This is a genomic window from uncultured Turicibacter sp. (assembly GCF_938044715.1).
GTDB lineage: Bacteria > Bacillota_I > Bacilli_A > MOL361 > Turicibacteraceae > Turicibacter > Turicibacter sanguinis.
On record NZ_CALIOS010000144.1, the window covers coordinates 26,493 to 44,448 of the forward strand.

Here is a 17,956-nt window from a genome sequence, read left to right on the forward strand (position 1 = left end):
ACCTCTAAGATAAATAGTCGTTACGTCTAAACAATGCATAGGAACCTCCAATTCCAATTCCTAAAATAACCAATACATATAGTATAACATTTCCGCTACTTCCCATTCCAAGTAATAAATCAAAAATAGAGCGTGTTGAACTTACTAAAAACTCAAATACTGGCATTCCGAATCCAACAAGACATAACACAAACACTGATCCTAAGAATGCTAAAATCGTATTTGGTAATAGAAGTGAGATCAGACTGATGACTCCCATCACACTGATTAAGATAACATATTCTACAATGTAAAATTTTAGACTAAATAGGATTGCTTCAGTGCTCGTATATAAGGTCTGTGATTCAAAGAATGACGTGTTCGTTACCTTAGGTAACATCAGCTGAGCAAATATATTTGCCATCATCCACAATATGATTGAAAATACCCCCATAACAATCGCAAGCGTCAATATTTTAGCAACATAAAGTTGCACTCTTGAATAAGGACGAATCATCACCATTCGGTACTCTCCACTATAACGTTCACGATTAAACGTTTCTACCACTAATAGCGGGCACAAAATCAGAACTAAATAAAAATGATAGTCACGTAAAATAAAAGGTGTAAAATTTAAAGAATCTAAATTAGCGGTCACGAATGGATCATAAAATCCAACTCCAAACGTTGAATTAAAAAATGCTATAAATATAAATGCTAATAGACTGATGATTAAAATAATAGCTGTTCGACGTCTCATCACAAGACGCGATAGCTCGCTTTGAATTAATTGTTTCATTCTCTTCACCTCATTAAATAAATTGGTCCTGACGACCTGTCAGATAATAACTTGATCCCATAAACAATATAAAATAGCTTCCTAAAATCGTAAGGCTCTGATGCAGGCTAGTCGTATGTCCCGCTACAATTTGATAAGCCCCCTTTAATTGCATCAGTGGTAACGCAAGTAAATTTAATTGATTGATATCTATTCCACTGATGTACCGTCCCACTAATTGTGTGACCATATAAAATCCAAATGATGCCACGACTATTAATAATCCAATGACTGTTGTACTAATAACTGACTTTGTAAACATCGCAAAAAAAGCAATGACCATAGCAAAGACTGCTAAAATTAAAAATAGGAGCCCATAGTACTTAAGGGTCATCAGAAACACTTGAACTGACGTTAAATCGTCAAAACTTAAAAAGCTTGAAATAACAGTCTGATGTTCAAATATCACGGATGCTACTAAATAGGAACAGGCAACATATCCGACGATAAAAATAAATAGCGCCAATACGATCATCATGAGTTTCACGAAAAAGACTTGTCGTGTACTATATCCTCTAATGAGTACCATTCGAATTTCACTTTTTTCATACTCACTTGCGATTGTCGTTACAACAAGTAAGATGACCACTGCAAATAAATAAAACGTAAAAATTTTATGCAGTGGCGTGTATAAAGCAAACGTATTAAAACTTGCCACTCTATCCAGTGTCACGATTTGGTTTGCTTTAAGGCTTTGTGAAGCCATCAAAGCAATCATAAATGGAATTGAACCTAAAACACCCAACCATGATTTTTTAGAAAAGTATCGTTTGAATTCACTGTGAATTAATTGTTTCATGTCATCCTCCTACTGAATTAACTTAATGAAGACTTCTTCAAGCGTTGCGTCTTGATTACCTAGGACTAAGAAATCGTCTTTAGCCCCCTGCCAAGCGATAGTCCCGCTTTTAATAATGACAAGCTTGTTACAAATTTTTTGAAGTTCATCTAGTAGATGACTTGAGATAAAGAACGTAATCCCCTGCTCCGTATTTAGTTTCAAGATTAATTCACGGAGTTCTACCATTCCAAGTGGATCGAGTCCATTCGCAGGCTCATCTAAAATAATGATTTGAGGGTCATTAAGTAAAGCCTGTGCAATCCCTAGTCGTTGCTTCATTCCAAGAGAATACGTTGAAACTTTATCTTTTTTCCGATCACTTAGTCCTACAACCTCTAGCACTTCTAAAACCTTTGCAAGGCGCTCTGACTTTGTTTTATTTGGGATTAATAACGCTAGGTTCATCAAGACTTCCTCCCCACTCATATGGGAAAAGAATATTGGCGACTCAACAATTGCTCCAAGATTTTGCAAAGCCTCTTTACGCTGTGTGACGACATCATAACCATTTAATTGAATCTGTCCCGATGTCGGTTTAACAAGTGAGGTTAACATTCTAATAATCGTTGTTTTTCCCGCTCCATTAGGACCGATAAATCCACAAATATCACCTTTACCTACCGTAAAACTCACATCCTTTATAATCTCACGTCGTCTGATTTTTTTATTTAAGTTATCCACAAACAATACGGTTTCCATCATTTATCGCACTCCTTTAATTTCTTAACTGAATGTATCTTATGATAAAATTTTAAAGATTTTATAAAGATTTTAATACTTATCAAAAAAGCGACCTTCCTCTCTACCTAATCGAGAATAAAAGTCGCTTTTTTATAAACTATTACTTCTTACTCATTAATTCTAAATAATTCTTTTTCAAAGCCACCTTGACGATGACGAATTCAAGAACCATCATTGCTGTTACAAGTAACCACATGAAATTAATATCAAGAATTCCTATGATTGCTATAACGAATAATAAAATACTCACTTGATAAATTCGAATTATCGGATACAAACTAGTATCTTTCACTTGATATGAATGATTACTAATATAAAATAACTTATTATTTTTATTTATCATAAGATAAATAAAATCAACACACACAATCATTAAAATTAAACATTTATAAAAAATAATCATTCCCCTACCATCCCTCTCAATATAACTTAAATTATATAAGATATCTTTATCAAAATCATATGTTAATTTCAAAAAGGATGCCTTTTTGCATCCTTTTCTTAGTGATGAATCATTGTAAACAACTTTAATTATTTAGCATTTTTGATGATTGATTTGTAACCCACATACGTTGTGAGGAAATACCCTCCATAAATAACGATAATCCCCATCATCGTCATAATCGATGAAACTAATATATCGGACTGCCCATATAGTGATGTTAAATCTTTATTAACTACATAGATACCAAATACTGCATGAATCATTCCCAGTACAAGTGGTAAGGCGAAGTAGATTAATGTTTGAATAAAGATTGTTTTATTAATCATTTTTTGAGTGGCGCCGATTTTTCGTAATGATTTGTAACGTTCGATACTATCACTAGCTTCCGATAATTGTTGCAGTGCTAAGACTGCTGCACTAGATAATAAAAAGACAATTCCTAAATAAAGTCCTACATATAAAACTACTGTCGACGTTGCACGACTATTTTCATAGATTTGTTGTTTTGTATAACCGATGAGAAAAATCCCATCTTTACTACCTTCTTCAAAAAAACTATTTAAGTAATCACCAAAATAAGACTCAGCTTCTACTTTATCTTGTGCTGTATACTGAATGTTCATATAAGTCATAGTTGGTTCTAGGCTAGAAACTACCTTATCTGGAACAATCAAAGTTAATATATTATCAGCTAAAGCAGAATTATAAGTTGCGTCAGTCATTACGTCTTTATTTTTGATTTCGAATGTTTCACCATTTATTTTAATCTCTGAATTATTTTTCAAATACACCTTTAGCGGTTCTAGGAATTTTGAGAAATTTGAAGTCACTAAAATTTGATGATCATTTAAGGTAATTGAATCTTTTCCTAATAACTGTTGAATTTTATTATAGTCTGAAATTTTAATAGCATTAATAGAATTCCAATAACCATTCTCTAATTGATCTTTTAATGTTCCCGTTACGTAAGGTAAAATAAGGTCTCCTGTAGATATCCCCTCTAATCTATATGCTTCAAAAAACATATGCTCATTTCCCTTAAAATCAAAATTTAGTTTTTCAACAACTTGTTGCATGGTTTTGATTTCATCTTCATCATCCACATACATATAGGCCGAAGCATCAAAAGGAGCCACAATTCCATTTTCAATAGATGTCTTCATACTTAAACCTGTTGATAACCCACCGATTGTAATAAATAATATTAAACAGATGAGCGAAACAGATAGGAAATTTGTATTGATATTACTATGGATTTGACGAACTACAAAGATATTTAATTTCTTTAAGTAGATATTTTGATTACGTTGGATCATCGCTAATAAAAATCCTGCTCCACCATAGAAAAATCCTAAGGTCCCAATAATTCCAAGTACAATTGAAAGATTAAAGAGACTGCTCATCTCATTTAGTCCGACTTTTAGCACAATGCCATACGCAGTTATTAGCATAATAACTGCTACTAAAAAGATGAGAAGTGAAAGGATTGGATTTTTAACTTTAATTGTTTCTGATTTTTTAGAAGCATTTAATAAGTCAATCAATTTATATTTTGAAATAATGATTGTATTAAAAAACATCACAAATAAGAAAATCAACCCAAAATAAATGATTGTTTTTATAATCGCACTAAATGAAATAACAAATCGAAATTGTGTCATACCTACTTCGAATAATTTTGCAGTAAACACAGAAAGTCCTTGTGATAAAAGAATTCCTACTCCTAGTCCAACGACTAATGATAAAATTCCAACAATAAAAGTTTCTAAGACTAATATTTTCGAAATTTTACTTTTCCCCATTCCCAGCGTCATGTAAACACCTAGTTCTTTTTTACGCTTTTTGATGAGGAAGTTATTCGCATATAGAATGAGTCCACCTAATATAAACACAACGAAAACAGAGACCATTGATAGAAGTTGATTAATACTTTCCATATAACCGGCTTGTGAGGCACTCATATCAAGAACTGCTTTTTGTGACTCAATCGAATTAAAACAATAAAAAATACAGACTGCAAAAGTTAAGGTTAGGAAATAAATAGCGTAATCTTTAAAACTTTTACGGACATTTCCAAGCGCAATTTTAGAATACATTATTGATGTCACCTCCGAGAATGGTCATGACTTCAATAATTCGATTAAAGAATTCTTTACGTGAATCATTGCCTCGAATTAACTCATTAAAGATTTTACCATCTTTAATAAATAAAATACGATGTGCATAACTTGCTGTAAACGCATCATGCGTCACCATTAAAATGGTTGCTTCTAATTCTTGATTTAATTTTTCAAATGATTCAAGCAATAGACGAGAAGATTTTGAATCAAGTGCACCTGTCGGTTCATCCGCTAAAATAATCGATGGGTCTGTGACAATTGCCCTTGCTGAAGCTACACGTTGCTTTTGTCCCCCTGACATTTGATATGTATATTTTGATAGGACTTGGGTAATTTCAAGCTTGCTAGCAACTGCTTGAATAAGCGGATCAATTTCTTTTACTTTACGTCCTTGGATTGTTAATGCGAGTGCAATATTTTCATAAGCTGTTAGCGTATCAAGAAGATTGAAATCTTGGAAAATGAATCCTAGTTCATCACGACGAAAATTTTCTAATACTTTAGATTTCATCGTCGTGATATCTTGATTATTAATTAAAATATGACCTGTTGTTACTTTATCAATCGTAGAAATACAATTTAATAAAGTTGTTTTTCCACTTCCTGATGGTCCCATAATACCAACAAATTCACCTTTATCAACTTTAAAGCTAATTTGATCAATAGCTTTTGTGACATTGTCTTTATTTCCATAATACTTCTCTACTTTTTCAACACTTAAAATAGTATTCATCTATAAAATTCTCCTTTATGCTGTGATATATTTCGCTAATAATACAATGATGATTAAATGAAGTGGATAGAATAAGTAAAACATCCATTTTGTAAATTTATTATTAAAGCCAAGTTCTCCATTATATAACAAGATAAATGGAATAGCTAAGAACATCATCCATTGATAATCCCAAAGAAAAATAGCTTCTAAAAAATCAGGTCCCATGCTTATTGCGCTCAATAGCGGTAAGATACTGAACACAGTATAAACAAAGGCCATCCATCCCTTTTTATTACGCAGGAAATAAAAGATGAGTGTCACGATCACACCATAGATTGAAGCTTCTGTCACCACTGCCAATAGACCTATCAAGATAGAAAATATAATACTTAGCCTATATCGCTCTGATTTTTTTCCAAATTCAATCATATTCATTAATGCAACCGATAATCCAAGCGATAAGAAAATATTATTATGGATGCCTAGCAATAGGTCAACTCCAATCATGATAGCACCGAAACTAAATAACCTTAACATATATTTATTTCGATTTCGAGTGTGGAAAAATCCTTCAACAATTAAGTAAAAGAATATAGGCGCTGAAATTTTTCCGATATAACCAAACCAGATTGGAATTTCTAAGCCACCTCTCATATTCAAATACGTATACAAATGATCCATTACCATGAAGATCATAGCAAAAAGTTTTAATTGAAATGAACTTAATTTAAGCAAAACCCTACCTCCTTATTGTTCATGTTATAGTCTTCATTATACAAAGTACGTCTTACATTACCTATTGAACTCTCTTACAAATTTGTAAGATAAGTGAATATAAATAACTCGACCACCCTATATTAAATATAAGAAGATCTTTGTGAAGGTGGAGGGGTTACAAATGTTTCAGTTTATCAAACAATCCAGTTTAAGTACGATAAAAATCAAGCTCATTATCCTATATATTTTAAATATTAGTGATATTTTATTAACGCTCATCTTAGTTCGTACTGGGCTTATTATCGAGGCTAATCCTGTAATGGCTTCAATCATAGAAAATAGTTTTGCAACCTTTTTTGTTAAGGGAATAATCCCGGCTCTGCTATTCATTTATCTTTATTATCGATTACAATCTGCAACTCCAAAGATGATTAAGTTAACAAACTTTTGTATCTTCATCTTACTTGGATTTTATTTCTTTATTAACTGCCTTCATCTATTATGGTTTATTTTATTACCTTATTTTTAACACAACAAAAAGCTGTCCACAGTATTGTGAACAGCTTTTTGTTATGAGCTAGATTAATTCAAAACTTTATTAGTCAATCGATACGACTGTATATCCTGCCTCATCAATTGCTTGACGGATTAATTCATCAGTTGCTCCTGTTTCAACAAGTACTGACTGTGTTCCTAATTCAACTTGGATATCTGTTGTATTTTCTAATGTTTCTAATGCTTCTTTAACATGTGCCACACAGTGTCCACAGCTCATACCATCTAATTGAATTTTCTTTTTCATCTTTAATTCCTCCTTAACTTTTAAGCATTAAAATTACGTAATCTTAATGCATTTAATAAAACTGAAACAGAACTTAAACTCATGGCAGCCGCTGCAATCATTGGATTTAATAACGGCCCTCCAAAGATATGTAATATTCCCATCGCAACTGGAATTCCTAAAATATTATATCCAAATGCCCAGAATAAGTTCTGTTTAATATTACGAATCGTTGCTTTACTTAATTTAATCGCTGTCGAAACGTCCATTAAGTCGCTTCTCATTAAGACGATATCTGCTGATTCAATTGCAACGTCAGTTCCACTTCCAATCGCAATTCCAACATTAGCTTGTGCTAAAGCCGGTGCATCATTAATTCCATCACCAACCATGGCAACTAAATCACCATTAGCTTGAAGTTTTTTTACTTCATTTGCTTTATCAGCAGGTAAAACATCTGCTAAAACAATGTCTATTTTCACTTGCTTGGCAATAGCTTCTGCCGTTTTTTTATTATCACCTGTAATCATCGCTACTTTGATTCCCATCGCATGTAGCGTTTCAATTGCCTTTTGGCTACTTGGTTTCACCGTATCAGCTACAGCAATAATTCCGGCTAACTTATTATCAACTGCAATATACATGGGTGTTTTTCCATCTGTTGCTAATTGATCTGCTTGGAGATTAACAGAACTAATATCAATATTTTTCTCATTCATTAATTTTTTATTACCTAATAAAATATCTCTTTTATCAATTAAAACTTCAATCCCGTGTCCTGGAATCGCATTAAATTGACTAATACTTCTAAATGATAAGTTACGTTCTTCTGCTGCGCGTACAATAGCTTCTCCAAGTGGATGTTCTGATCCTTTTTCCGCGCTTGCTGCTAACGCTAAAATCTCATCTTCTAATGTATCAATAGTAATAATATCTGTTACTTTTGGTTTACCTTCTGTAATTGTTCCTGTTTTATCAAAGACAACGGTATTTAATTTATACGTTGTCTCTAATGCTTCTCCACCTTTGATTAAGACCCCATATTCAGCACCTTTTCCGGTTCCAACCATAATGGCAGTTGGGGTTGCCAGTCCTAAAGCACAAGGACAGGCAATAACTAAAACAGCAATGAAGATTGATAATGCAAAGACTCCTGTTTCTCCGGCAAATAACCAAGCTAACGAGGAGATAATGGCAAGTCCAATAACAATCGGCACGAAGTATGACGAAATAATATCTGCCATTTTAGCAATTGGTGCTTTTTGTCCCTGAGCATCTTCCACAAGTTTTACGATTTGAGAGAGAGCTGTATCTTTCCCAACCTTTGTCGCTTGATATTTGATGTATCCTGTCTTGTTGAGACTAGCACCAATGACTAAGCTACCTTCAGACTTCTCGACCGGAATACTTTCACCTGTTAACATCGATTCATCCACGGCACTGCTTCCTTCTATTACCACGCCATCTACCGGTAATTTTTCACCTGGTTTTACAATTACGATATCTCCAACTAATACTTCTTCAATCGGTAACACTAACTCTTGGCCACGACGTTCAATGGTTGCAGTCTTTGGAGCCAATCCCATTAAAGCTTGAATAGCTTGAGATGTTTTTCCTTTCGAAACAGCTTCTAAATATTTACCTAGCGTAATTAACGTTAAGATAACGGCTGCTGACTCAAAATATAAGTGCATAGCGTACGATGTATCACCTTTTGTAATCATATAAATTCCGAATACACTGTAGAAAAATGCTGTTAATGTTCCTATAGCAATTAAAGAATCCATGTTAGGGCTTAGTTTAATTAAATTTTTTAATCCAATTTTATAGAACTTATACCCTGCAATCACAACAGGTAACGTTAAAACAAGTTGGATGAGTGCAAAGTTTAAAGGATTCATCATCGGATCAATCATTTTTGGAAGAGGCATTCCTACCATGTGTCCCATTGAAATAATTAATAATGGGACTGCAAAAATTAAAGAAACAATGAAACGAGTTAATAATTTTGATGATTCATCTTTTGTTTTCACTTCTGTTTCTTTTTGTTCTTCTTTAATTATCTCGTACCCTGCTTTTTCTACGGCTGCTTTAATTTGACCGTATGTCACTTGATTTTCATCAAGCGTAACTGTTAATTTTTCGGTTGCAAAGTTGACGGTTGAATTTTCAACACCTAAAATTTTTCCGGTTACTTTTTCAATGCGATTTGCGCAAGCAGAACAGGTCATTCCCTTAACATCTATTGTATAGGTCTTCATATTCTTATGAATTTTATACCCTGCTTTTTCTACTGCTTCTTGAATGTTTTGCTCCGTTACTTTTCTAGTCTCGTATTCAACACTCAAAGTTTCAGTTGCGAAGTTTACAGAGGCTTTATTTACGCCATCTAATTTAGAAACAACTTTTTCAACCCGATTTGCGCAAGCAGAACAGGTCATTCCTTCAATTTTCATTGACTTACTTTCCATAATATCACCTCACTTTATTTAGACATTGCTTTTTCGAGTATGGTCATAATTTCATCTATTTTCTCGTCGCTTTCACCGTTTATAACAGCCTGTTTCACACAATGATTTAAATGTTGTTTTAAAATTAAAAGATTCGAACGTTTTAGTAACGCTTGCGCTGCTACAATTTGATTTGAAATATCCATGCAGTAACGTTCTTCTTCAATCATTTTAATAATTCCATCTATTTGACCTTTAGCTGTTTTTAATGATTGTAGTGCTTTTTTTCGTTCTTCGTTCATTAACTATACCTCCCTCCCCCGGGGTGGGGGTCTATGGTTATATTATAATGCCATTCTTATTATTGTCAACCAAAAACTTATTATAAAAAAATTGGGATTTTAAAAAAAATCCCAATTTTTTAATCAATTACTTTAATTGTATTTCGAATCATTCCCATCCAACATGAATAGGTAAAGGTCCCTGTTTTAGTTGGCATAAATTTAATTACATTCTCTCCAACTTTTAAATCTGATTTCAAATTAAAATCTTTTAAAATAAGTGTACGATTACAACCATTGAGCGTTCCTTGACTGGCGTTGATTATTAGCTCAACAGGCACTCCTTTTTGAACAACAATCTCTTCGTAATTACGACGACCTAGATCAAATTCGACGACCTGCTTCCCCTCCATCATTTCTGCTTCAATTCGAGATTCAGTTTGCAAACTTAAAGTTGAACCGAAGCCAATCGTTGTTAATCCATTTAATGTCATATTGATTCCTAAAAAGATAATTAGGATAGCTCCTAGTTTAAAGACAAATGTCCGCGAAAAAGCAGATAGTTTATTTAAAAACAAACCAAGCCCTAGCATTAACGGAACTGTTCCAAGACTAAAGAAAAACATCGCTAATGCCCCTTGTATAAAAGTACCAGTTCCTAATGCATACAACTGCATGAGTTGTAATGGCCCACATGGCATTAGTCCATTAGCAAGACCTAAAATAAAAGGTCCTTGACATTGGAACTTTGATTTATATCGTCCTAATTTAAACATTGGTATTTTTAATTCTCTAATTAATCCGAATTTACTTAATCCCATGACAATCATAATAATCCCTAAAATAATTGGCATCAAATTAAAGAATGGAATATCCGTTGTGACAAACCATCCAAGCAATCCAATGATACCCCCTAGTAGGGTATACGAAATAATACGTCCTAAATTATAAAGAATGTTTCGTTTAACTTGATTTTCATGATGAATCACTTGTGAAAGAGCAAGACTTCCACACATAGAGACACAGTGAAAAGAAGTCGTAATCCCAATAATAAATAAAATAATATAACTTAGGTTTTGATTTGAGGTTAATAATCCACTAAAATCTGGAGTAACTCGTTCAAATAAAAAATAGATAATTGCTATTAAAATAATGGCTAATAGGATTAATTTTTTATCTTCTCTTGCCTCTTTTTCAGTTTTTAATTGATACCCTAATAACTCTAACTCTAATTTTAAGTGTTCTATAGAAATTAAAGATTCGTCAAATGTAATACTCAACCGTTTTGCTTCATAGTTAATTCCCACTTTTTTGATTCCATTTTGCTTTTTTAATCGTTTTTCAATCGTTTGCTTGCAGCTCATACAACTCATACCTTCAATTACAAAGGTCATTTTTTTCATCTTCAACACCTCTTCCCTAACACAATAACAAAAAGATATAAAGATAATATGAAGAAATTAAATAACTTTTAAAAAATGAATTTCAACAATTGTTCCTGCCCCCACTTCACTTTTAATTTCAACCTTTGCATCATGTAAATCAATAATTTTTTTTACAATACTTAAGCCGATGCCGCTACCCTCTGTTTGATGACGAATCTGATCTGAGCGATAAAATCGTTCAAATAGATAGGGTATTTCATCTTCTTTAATCCCTATTCCATTATCTTCAACATGTAAAATAATTTCATCTGATGTTTTGGATAACTTAATTAAAACAACCCCATATTCTTTGGTAAATTTAAAACTATTTGAAACTAAATTTAAGATAACCTGTTTAATTTGATTTGAATTTCCAATGATAAGATCTGTTTCTAGAAGACTTGAATTAAATTCATACTGAATATATTTTTGGGATAATAGAGCTTTTATTTCTGATTCCATCCCGTTAATCAGCTCAAATAAAGATAATGGGGCATACATCGATTTTTCATCTCCCGAATCGAATCTCTTCAACACTTCTAGATTTTTTAATAATTCTCCAAAGCGAATGACCTCACTATTAAGCGATTGTAATCGTTCTTGATTTAATGGCAATACTCCATCAATCATCGCCTCAAAATTAGTTTGTAGAATATTTAATGGCGTTCTTAACTCATGTGATACATCAGAGATTAATTGTTTTCTTAATGTATCCTGTTGTTGTAACTTATCTGCTAATTCATTAATACTATTATTTAAAATTTGTATTTCTCGAATTTTACTTTTACGTTGAATCCGTAAATCAAATACTCCCTTTGAGATTTTAAATGCCATATTTGAAACGTCATGAATTGCCTTTGATAAAGGTTTAGAGAATAGAATACTCAATCCTAAAATAATCACAATTGCGACTAGCGTACTTAATATCATACTTCGATTAATCGATTCTTTAAAATCAAGATCTTGTTGAGATAATAATAATGGGGTATGCTGACCAATTTCTAAATATCCAATTAGCTCATCATCTACTTTTAGTTCGTATATCTTTGCCTGATAGTCCCCAGATATTGGAGCCATACTATCTCCTTTTATTGAATCGGGACTCATCCCCCAAATGACATTTTGATTTGAATCCATTAAAATCAAACAAAATTGATTCATATAAGCTTCGTGCATTAGTTCGGAACCTGCATCAGATGAGAACTGCTTATTTTTCTGATAATAATCTTCAAAATAGGTGACCAAGCGTTCATTACGTTTTTCCTGATTTTCCATCATATACTCATCTATTTGAGAACAAATGGTTACATTGACAAAATAATAAATCAAAATAGCGGTTAAATTAGCACATCCAAAAAACATGACAGTTAATTGTCTTCTAATACTAACCATTAAAAGTGCCCCCAAATTTATATCCCACTTTCATAACAGTCACTATATAGCGGGGCTGTTTTGTATCTTGTTCAATTTTTTTACGAATATTTTTGATATGCACATCAATTGTGCGATCATAGCCATTAAAATCAAAACCGAGTATCTGATTAATCAATTGTTCTCGCGTCAAAACTTTACCTTTATTATCCATTAACAAAACGAGCAAATTAAATTCGGTTGTTGTAAAGGGAACGATTTCTTCTTGAACTTTAACGATTCTTTTGGATTGATCAATCAGTAAATAACCATCATCATATAGGTTTATATTTTGTAAAGGTCCATTCATTCTTCTAACCACTGTTTTAATCCGCGCGACTAGTTCACGAGGACTAAATGGTTTAACTAGATAATCATCAGCTCCTAAATTTAATCCTAAAATTCGATGTTCAAGACTCCCTTTAGCTGTTAACATGAACAAGTAAACATCCGAAATAGCACGAATTTGTTGGCAAATCTCTTCCCCTTTCATATCGGGTAGCATGAGGTCTAAAATAACGAAATCTATTTTTTCTTTTTCAAAAATAGTCAATCCTTCATTTCCTGTTGTTGCTACAAATACTCGATATTGCTCACGTTCAAGGTAAGCTTTTAATGCATCTAAAACCAGCACTTCATCTTCAATTAATAAAATATTCACCCAAACAACTCCTTTTTTAGTCACTTCATCATTTTATCAAATAAATATAAAGAAGATATGAAGAATAAATCCTTTATAGTTTCTGAATTTAGAAATTATTTTAATCCCTCTAAAAATGAGATGAGCATAATCTCTATTTCATCGTGCTTTATTCTTGATTTAAAAGATTTCATAAACTGTAATTTAAGCATTTGCCTACTTTATATATAATCCTTACTCTAATATCATTTTTCATCAAATATATTTAAAAATTTGATAGTAACCCACTAAAAAAATCACTCATCAAATAAGAAGAGTGATTTTTAAATTTATTAAACTTTAAACGAATGGCTTCTAAATAGAAATAGACAAATACAATAGGCACTCCCTAGTCCAATATAAATACTAAGTAATCGTTGAGTAATTAAACCCAATAAAAATGTAACTAAAAGACCTATACTATAACTAATTAAAGTATCAGCAATGACTCTTTTCGTGGAACCAATGGCTTGTAATTTAAATTTATACAACGTCATTGGAATGAATAAAACTGAGATGAGGTATACAAACGGTAAGTAGCTACTTGCTGTCTCAATCATCACAGACTGATTTGTGATAAACCCTAATAATGATTCACGATTTATCATAAAACAAGTAGCGAAAATAAAGTAAAAAAGAAGCGCCCTTATAATTCCCTGATACAAAATTTTAGACGAATTTTCTATCCCTTCTCCAATGAGGGTCAATACTCCTTGCCCATACGCATACGTAGGCATCAATGTAATCTCAATAATCATCGTCAATAGCTGATAAACCGCCACTTCAAGTAATCCAATTCTGGCAACTAATGCCCCTATAATTAGCACAATAACCGTACTTTCAAGGAATTCTTGAATCATTAATGGCATGGATAATTTTAATGAACACTTAAGATGTTCTAAATTTAGCGCCTTAGGTTTCTTACGTATTCTCATTTTTAAAACAAAGAAATAGATACATAGATTAACAAGAAGTGCTAATACAGAACCCATCGCATTTCCAATAATCCCAAGTGGCTTCAATCCAAACAAACCAAAAATTAAAATATAATCAAAGATAACATTTAAAATAGCCGCTGTTAAGTTACTAATTAAAATATACTTTGTTTGATTCATTATTTTAAAATAGGCTGAACCCGTAAATAGAAGTAAGTTTAATCCAAGTGTCATGCTAAAAATAAAGGCATAACTCATGGCTTCATCTAATACTTTTCCTTCTATTTGATAAACAATTTGAAGAATAGGTCTTCCAAAAAGAAAAACAAAACTAGTAAAGATGAGGCCAATCATTAAACTTTGTATCAGATGAATTTGGTAATATGATTCCAATAATTCATCATCCTCAACACCTTTCGCACGAGCCCCTAAAATATTAAAAGTGATAGATATGCTCCCTAACACACCAGATAAACTATTAATAATTCCTGCTACAATTCCAACAGCTGCAAACCCTGTTATTGAAACATGTCCAATCATTGCCTGATCACAAAGTCCAATTAATAGGCCTAACACATTATTTAACATTAATGGAATTGCTAATTGATTCAATTTATCTTTCAAATAAGTCCCCTTCTTTTCTTTAAAATTTTAGAAAAGAAGGGATAATCCATCCAGCAACATAAATCCGCCTCCTAGATTTCTTTAATAACTTTTGAGAATGGTCTTATCACATCAAAAAAAGTAATCCCGATAATGATTGCTATAATAACATTGCTGAATATGTCAAAGTGAAGCATGATTTTTTGAGGAGGATAAATAAAGATTTCCTCAAAAAATTCGGGATTAAAAACTGATTGATTCATTATAATGAAGCAAAGCAGCAGACAAACTCCTGCTTTATAAACAAAATGTAAAATAGCTAAACCAAGCGACCATCTTCTTATCAATAATTTTCCAATTGATAAAATAAAACCAACGCTATAAACAGCTATGATCATGGGATGATAAAAAATTAATACACTACTATTAAATAAGGGAGTTAATGGAATCAAGCGATTGTCCTTTATACTATAGCTTGAAATATACTCAGGGTTAAAATAAAGAAGCCAAACTAAAAAGATAATCCCTAACATTTCTAAAATCGTTTCAATCATTGAAATTGAACTTGACGTTTTCGAACGTTTAAAAAGATGTTCTAGTGATTCAATTTTCTCTTCACCTATTTCAACATGACATATCTTCAATAAAACAAAGACTGCACTAACCCAAAAAATACATGAAATAACAACACTAATCCAATTTCTAAGAATAGCAAGTAAAATCATTGAAAAAAATTGAATCGAATTAACCTGATAATCATTTTGATAGAAAAATAGATTTAGAACGACTAAAACAATCGAAATTGTTGGGACAATTGTTAAAACTAACTTTAAAACCACAAGGTAAAATCGATACGTATAATCCCCCAAAAAATGCCTCATAAAATCCCCTCCTATACAGGGGTATTATAGCATCCCTTTAAGCTTATAAAATCATTTCGTCAAAATTATTTATAATTCATTAAATGAATTCGTCTAGCCGTCATTATTCCCGAGGAAATAACACCTTCATAACCACCACCTGGATTATTCCAAGCACTACTCATAAATAAATTTGAAATATTTGTTTGATTTTTCAATCTATATCTTCCTGATTGTTTCACTGTTTGGGCATATCCATAAACAGCACCTTTAGGATTTTTAGTGTATCGCTCCATCGTTTTAGGCGTTCCTAATTCCTTAACCACGATATGAGATGTGATGCCAGGATACATTTTTTCTAACCTTGCTAACATCATTTGAGTAACTTCTTCTTTTTTCAACTTATATTGTGTTTTTTCGCTTGGCCACCTCTCATAATTATCTAAATACGTCATAGTCAAGATTCCTTCGAAATTTGAATCAATTGAACCATAATTCGTTAATAAAAATCCACATGTATCAAATTGTTGATTTAAGGTCATTTCATAATCTTGTTCAGGTGTGTCTCCTCCTAAGAAGAAAACTTCCTCTTCTGGAATTTTCAACTTAGATGAATGGCAGTCTAAGGCTAAGTAAAGTTGACTTAAACTGCATCCGATTTCTTGAGGTTTTATTTTCAAATCATTAGTCGGTAATAAAGTACTTAACGTGATCGGATTAACATTTGAAACAATGATATCAGCTTCATACTGTGTTCCATCTTTCAACTTGATGCCACTTGCTTGTTGATGCTTTAAAGTAATTTCGACTACCTCTGATTTTAAGAAGACTTTTCCTCCATGCTCATGAATAACGTCTACAAAAGCATTTGATAGTTTTCCACCGCCACCCTGAATATAAAACTTTCCATGATGGTGATAGCTAACCCATGGAATAAAAAAATAAATGGCACTAAGTTGCTTAGGGGGCAACCCATAGTACGACCATAGAGTCGTGAAGAAGCGTATAAATTCATCATCGTTAACGTATTTTCTGATGACTTCATCTGTTGTTTTCATCGACCAACTCATAAATAGCGCTACATCAGGATGAACTTTATTCAATACTCCTTTATGACTTTGTAAAATGAATCGATTAAATCCATTTTCAAACCGTGTAATCCCCTTAAATAAGTTCATAATTTCTTTTTCATATTCTTTAAACAATTCAATCAAGAGTTCTTGATATTTATTTAAATCATTCGGAATTTCAATGAGCTTTCCTTTCCATTCAACCTGATAAGCTAATTTATTTTTTATCGGTTTTATTTTATCTAGTACGTGACATGCTTGTAAAATACTATAAACATTTCCTCCTGGTTGTAAACCACCAATTCCATGTAGTGAAACATCAAATTCATATCCATGTCGCTTAAAATTTGTCGCATATCCTCCTGCTAAAAAATGTTGTTCAAACACTGCGACTTTGTACCCAAGTACTGATAGATGAGAAGCACATGTTAATCCGCCAAGTCCTGATCCAATTACAATAACATCATACTTCATCTTTATCTCACCTACTTGATTAAACTTTTCATATCAATATTTAACTCCATTATTTGAATTAATTCAATTACATTGTATTCTTCTTTTTCTTCGACATGAGCGATATTAATCTCGAATTCTTCGAATAATCCCTCGATAAATTTCATTTCATCTAAATTATGTTTGCCTAAAAAGATTGCTAATAATGGGATCATTGTTTCTTCATCACAAACTAAGAAATCAATGTAATAATTTTTTAATCTTTCTAAATGAATTTGATTATGATTCAGAAAGCTGTCTTTAATATCAAATATATCTTTTAATGCTACTTTCACTAATGGTCGAAGTGGAAATCTTTCTGTTACTAATTCTAGCTTTGAATAAAAGGCACGCTCACTATCTGTGAAGACACCACCTTTTACGACAAAATCACCATGCTTTTTTCTTTCTAAATACTCACTGTATTCAGAATGTCGAACGCCCCCTACTCTTTTTAATTTACCGTCAAAAATTTTACTCATAACTTCTCTCTCCTTTCATTTCCTTCCTATATTTTACATTTTATGATAGCGTTTTACAACAAAAAGCAGAATGTAAATTCACACATTCTGCTT

The 17,956-nt window shown here is 32.2% G+C and carries 18 protein-coding genes; 1 reads left to right on the forward strand and 17 read right to left on the reverse strand.

Translation table 11 applies throughout. The features are described from left to right. Positions 1 to 4 precede the first annotated feature (4 nt). From QWC74_RS13750 to QWC74_RS13780, 7 genes are all read right to left on the reverse strand, one after another. A complete protein-coding gene (locus QWC74_RS13750; RefSeq protein WP_006784839.1) occupies positions 5 to 778 on the reverse strand; it encodes an ABC transporter permease in 774 nt (257 codons plus the stop codon). Between the two features lie 13 nt (positions 779 to 791). Then, entirely contained in the window at positions 792 to 1,616 is an 825-nt protein-coding gene (locus QWC74_RS13755; protein WP_006784838.1) for an ABC transporter permease, read from the reverse strand. 9 nt (positions 1,617 to 1,625) lie between these two features. Then, positions 1,626 to 2,360: an ABC transporter ATP-binding protein gene (locus QWC74_RS13760; RefSeq protein ID WP_230321561.1), complete on the reverse strand. Its 735-nt coding sequence runs from the start codon at positions 2,358 to 2,360 to the stop codon at positions 1,626 to 1,628. Between the two features lie 139 nt (positions 2,361 to 2,499). Next, positions 2,500 to 2,802 carry a hypothetical protein gene (locus QWC74_RS13765; RefSeq protein ID WP_229059741.1) on the reverse strand — a complete coding sequence of 101 codons (303 nt, stop codon included), beginning with the start codon at positions 2,800 to 2,802 and terminating at the stop codon, positions 2,500 to 2,502. Between the two features lie 128 nt (positions 2,803 to 2,930). Beyond that, on the reverse strand, positions 2,931 to 4,940 hold the full coding sequence (locus QWC74_RS13770) for an ABC transporter permease (RefSeq protein ID WP_006784835.1): 2,010 nt from the start codon (positions 4,938 to 4,940) through the stop codon (positions 2,931 to 2,933). Continuing rightward, a complete protein-coding gene (locus QWC74_RS13775) occupies positions 4,930 to 5,697 on the reverse strand; it encodes an ABC transporter ATP-binding protein (RefSeq protein ID WP_006784834.1) in 768 nt (255 codons plus the stop codon). Before QWC74_RS13775 ends, QWC74_RS13770 begins: the two co-directional genes overlap by 11 nt. 15 nt (positions 5,698 to 5,712) lie before the next feature. Further along, positions 5,713 to 6,414 carry a TraX family protein gene (locus QWC74_RS13780; RefSeq protein WP_006784833.1) on the reverse strand — a complete coding sequence of 234 codons (702 nt, stop codon included), beginning with the start codon at positions 6,412 to 6,414 and terminating at the stop codon, positions 5,713 to 5,715. A 163-nt stretch (positions 6,415 to 6,577) separates the two neighbouring features. On the opposite strand from QWC74_RS13780, the gene QWC74_RS13785 reads away from it, so the two are divergent. Continuing rightward, complete coding sequence (locus tag QWC74_RS13785; RefSeq protein WP_006784832.1) at positions 6,578 to 6,925, forward strand: DUF5658 family protein; 348 nt, start codon at positions 6,578 to 6,580, stop codon at positions 6,923 to 6,925. A 69-nt stretch (positions 6,926 to 6,994) separates the two neighbouring features. Here QWC74_RS13785 and QWC74_RS13790 read toward each other — a convergent pair whose 3' ends face one another. From QWC74_RS13790 to QWC74_RS13835, 10 genes are all read right to left on the reverse strand, one after another. Beyond that, a complete protein-coding gene (locus tag QWC74_RS13790) occupies positions 6,995 to 7,198 on the reverse strand; it encodes a heavy-metal-associated domain-containing protein (protein ID WP_006784831.1) in 204 nt (67 codons plus the stop codon). Positions 7,199 to 7,218: 20 nt separating this feature from the next. Beyond that, positions 7,219 to 9,648, reverse strand: coding sequence for a heavy metal translocating P-type ATPase (locus QWC74_RS13795; protein ID WP_006784830.1), 2,430 nt, complete (start codon positions 9,646 to 9,648; stop codon positions 7,219 to 7,221). 14 nt (positions 9,649 to 9,662) lie between these two features. Then, entirely contained in the window at positions 9,663 to 9,929 is a 267-nt protein-coding gene (locus QWC74_RS13800; RefSeq protein ID WP_006784829.1) for a metal-sensing transcriptional repressor, read from the reverse strand. 119 nt (positions 9,930 to 10,048) lie between these two features. Beyond that, on the reverse strand, positions 10,049 to 11,311 hold the full coding sequence (locus QWC74_RS13805) for a sulfite exporter TauE/SafE family protein (RefSeq protein ID WP_006784828.1): 1,263 nt from the start codon (positions 11,309 to 11,311) through the stop codon (positions 10,049 to 10,051). A 57-nt stretch (positions 11,312 to 11,368) separates the two neighbouring features. Beyond that, positions 11,369 to 12,724, reverse strand: a complete 1,356-nt coding sequence (locus QWC74_RS13810) for a cell wall metabolism sensor histidine kinase WalK (protein WP_006784827.1) — start codon at positions 12,722 to 12,724, stop codon at positions 11,369 to 11,371. After that, entirely contained in the window at positions 12,717 to 13,403 is a 687-nt protein-coding gene (locus QWC74_RS13815; RefSeq protein ID WP_006784826.1) for a response regulator transcription factor, read from the reverse strand. Before QWC74_RS13815 ends, QWC74_RS13810 begins: the two co-directional genes overlap by 8 nt. A gap of 311 nt (positions 13,404 to 13,714) precedes the next feature. Then, a complete protein-coding gene (locus tag QWC74_RS13820; protein ID WP_006784825.1) occupies positions 13,715 to 14,980 on the reverse strand; it encodes an MATE family efflux transporter in 1,266 nt (421 codons plus the stop codon). Between the two features lie 71 nt (positions 14,981 to 15,051). After that, positions 15,052 to 15,840 carry a hypothetical protein gene (locus QWC74_RS13825; RefSeq protein ID WP_006784824.1) on the reverse strand — a complete coding sequence of 263 codons (789 nt, stop codon included), beginning with the start codon at positions 15,838 to 15,840 and terminating at the stop codon, positions 15,052 to 15,054. A gap of 65 nt (positions 15,841 to 15,905) precedes the next feature. Continuing rightward, positions 15,906 to 17,363 carry an NAD(P)/FAD-dependent oxidoreductase gene (locus tag QWC74_RS13830; RefSeq protein WP_006784823.1) on the reverse strand — a complete coding sequence of 486 codons (1,458 nt, stop codon included), beginning with the start codon at positions 17,361 to 17,363 and terminating at the stop codon, positions 15,906 to 15,908. 11 nt (positions 17,364 to 17,374) lie between these two features. After that, positions 17,375 to 17,863: a DUF2726 domain-containing protein gene (locus QWC74_RS13835; protein ID WP_006784822.1), complete on the reverse strand. Its 489-nt coding sequence runs from the start codon at positions 17,861 to 17,863 to the stop codon at positions 17,375 to 17,377. Between the last annotated feature and the right edge of the window lie 93 nt (positions 17,864 to 17,956).

Bases quoted from the DNA above. Each gene is read 5' to 3' on its own strand.
- QWC74_RS13790 (WP_006784831.1), bottom strand. From the start codon at position 7,198: ATGAAAAAGAAAATTCAATTAGATGGTATGAGCTGTGGACACTGTGTG.
- QWC74_RS13760 (WP_230321561.1), bottom strand. From the start codon at position 2,360: ATGATGGAAACCGTATTGTTTGTGGATAACTTAAATAAAAAAATCAGA.
- QWC74_RS13800 (WP_006784829.1), bottom strand. From the start codon at position 9,929: ATGAACGAAGAACGAAAAAAAGCACTACAATCATTAAAAACAGCTAAA.
- QWC74_RS13830 (WP_006784823.1), bottom strand. From the start codon at position 17,363: ATGAAGTATGATGTTATTGTAATTGGATCAGGACTTGGCGGATTAACA.
- QWC74_RS13750 (WP_006784839.1), bottom strand. From the start codon at position 778: ATGAAACAATTAATTCAAAGCGAGCTATCGCGTCTTGTGATGAGACGT.
- QWC74_RS13795 (WP_006784830.1), bottom strand. From the start codon at position 9,648: ATGGAAAGTAAGTCAATGAAAATTGAAGGAATGACCTGTTCTGCTTGC.
- QWC74_RS13755 (WP_006784838.1), bottom strand. From the start codon at position 1,616: ATGAAACAATTAATTCACAGTGAATTCAAACGATACTTTTCTAAAAAA.
- QWC74_RS13825 (WP_006784824.1), bottom strand. From the start codon at position 15,840: ATGAGGCATTTTTTGGGGGATTATACGTATCGATTTTACCTTGTGGTT.
- QWC74_RS13805 (WP_006784828.1), bottom strand. From the start codon at position 11,311: ATGAAAAAAATGACCTTTGTAATTGAAGGTATGAGTTGTATGAGCTGC.
- QWC74_RS13835 (WP_006784822.1), bottom strand. From the start codon at position 17,863: ATGAGTAAAATTTTTGACGGTAAATTAAAAAGAGTAGGGGGCGTTCGA.
- QWC74_RS13765 (WP_229059741.1), bottom strand. From the start codon at position 2,802: ATGATTATTTTTTATAAATGTTTAATTTTAATGATTGTGTGTGTTGAT.
- QWC74_RS13810 (WP_006784827.1), bottom strand. From the start codon at position 12,724: ATGGTTAGTATTAGAAGACAATTAACTGTCATGTTTTTTGGATGTGCT.
- QWC74_RS13785 (WP_006784832.1), top strand. From the start codon at position 6,578: ATGTTTCAGTTTATCAAACAATCCAGTTTAAGTACGATAAAAATCAAG.
- QWC74_RS13770 (WP_006784835.1), bottom strand. From the start codon at position 4,940: ATGTATTCTAAAATTGCGCTTGGAAATGTCCGTAAAAGTTTTAAAGAT.
- QWC74_RS13775 (WP_006784834.1), bottom strand. From the start codon at position 5,697: ATGAATACTATTTTAAGTGTTGAAAAAGTAGAGAAGTATTATGGAAAT.